Here is a 1,413-nt window from a genome sequence, read left to right on the forward strand (position 1 = left end):
TTGACACTCCCCCGGTTAAAACGCGGGGGATTCTTCCGTCACAGGGAGGCAGAGTTTAACGTCTTCGGTGGACGGAACCTTTACCCTCAGAAAGCTTAACCACCGTGTGTCCCACGGCAACGAGTCCTCTAATCTCGACTACTTGAGCAGCGGCTATATCGCGGTCTTGGGTATACCCGCAATACTGGCATTTATGTACCCGCTCTCGAAGCTTTTTCTTGCCCGTCTCCTTTAGGCACTTGGGGCAAGTTTGACTTGTGCCTGCGGCGGGTACTTTCTGGAAGTATTTGCCCCGCTTAACACAACATTGAGAAAGGATATCTAGGAATTGACCCCACCCCGCATCTAGGCAGTGCTTAGCCAAGAAGCCTCTAGATAGTGCCTTGAGGTTGAGCTGTTCAGCAAATATCATGTCAGCCCAATCACAAAGGTTATGGGCTAGCTCCCAATGGTAGTTTTTACGGGTATTGGCTATCCGCTCATGTAGTCGGCTTACTTTGAGAAGTGCTTTAACGCGATTGTTTGACCCAAACCGTTTGTTAGATACCTTTTTTTGCAGCGATTTAAGCTTGCTTTCTAGTTGCTTGAACGGTTTGGGATTGGGGAACAATCGCCCATTAGACACAGCGGCAAAATGACTAATACCGACATCTATTCCTATTGATGTACCAGTCGGGTTGATTTCCGGTACATCCACTTTCCATTGCCAAGTTAATTGTGCATACCAGCCGGATGCCCGTTTCACGACCCGCGCTTGTTTAATGAGGGCGTCGCCAGGTATTGGGCGGGATTGGTTGAATTTAACTAGCCCAATCTTGGGTAACTTGACATACTTACCATCAATAGGAGCTGCTCCCATTGATGGAAACACGAATGACCTCATTCGACCTGCTTTCTTGTACCGTGGGAATCCCCGCCCATTCTTCCACATTCCCTCAAATGCTAACTGCAACCGCTTTAAAGTTTGCTGCAAGACTTGCGAGTGTACCTGCTTAAGTGCAGGAATATTCTTTTTAGCTTGGGTTAGTGCTACTGCTTGGGAATTGTAATTAGGCGCTTCTTTGTCTGCTGGTATGATATACTCGTGTTTAATCGAGCAAGCGTTTACCGGACTCTTACGAGAATTAACCCAATCTTTGCGCTCAGCTAAAGCATAATTGTATACCCTGCGGCATTGCTCTAGCCACTCTTCAAAAGTAGCTATCTGGGCGCTAGTTGGTTTCAGTTTAAACTCGTAAATTAAAGTAAACATTTGCAAGGGCCTCTGCAATGCTTTCTAACACTATACTACAGTATTAGTTGAGTGTTGTCAGGATAGATTAGACTGGCGACTTTAGTCGCTTTGCTGAACGCAACGCGAAAGTTTCATCCTCTGGTTAAAACGCAGAGGTTTTCACCATCGCTACCCTATAA

1 protein-coding gene is annotated in these 1,413 nt (G+C 46.5%); it reads right to left on the bottom strand.

Annotated features, from left to right (window positions below; all coding sequences use genetic code 11):
* Nucleotides 1-55: 55 nt before the first annotated feature.
* Nucleotides 56-1,252, bottom strand: a complete 1,197-nt coding sequence (locus ACLGGO_RS35550) for an RNA-guided endonuclease InsQ/TnpB family protein (protein ID WP_446422848.1) — start codon at nucleotides 1,250-1,252, stop codon at nucleotides 56-58.
* Nucleotides 1,253-1,413: the final 161 nt, after the last annotated feature.

The sequence above is a fragment of the Coleofasciculus sp. genome, from assembly GCF_046565525.1.
Lineage (GTDB): Bacteria > Cyanobacteriota > Cyanobacteriia > Cyanobacteriales > Coleofasciculaceae > Coleofasciculus.

Excerpts from the sequence above, each read along its gene's own strand:
- ACLGGO_RS35550 (WP_446422848.1), bottom strand. The coding sequence starts at position 1,252 with ATGTTTACTTTAATTTACGAGTTTAAACTGAAACCAACTAGCGCCCAG.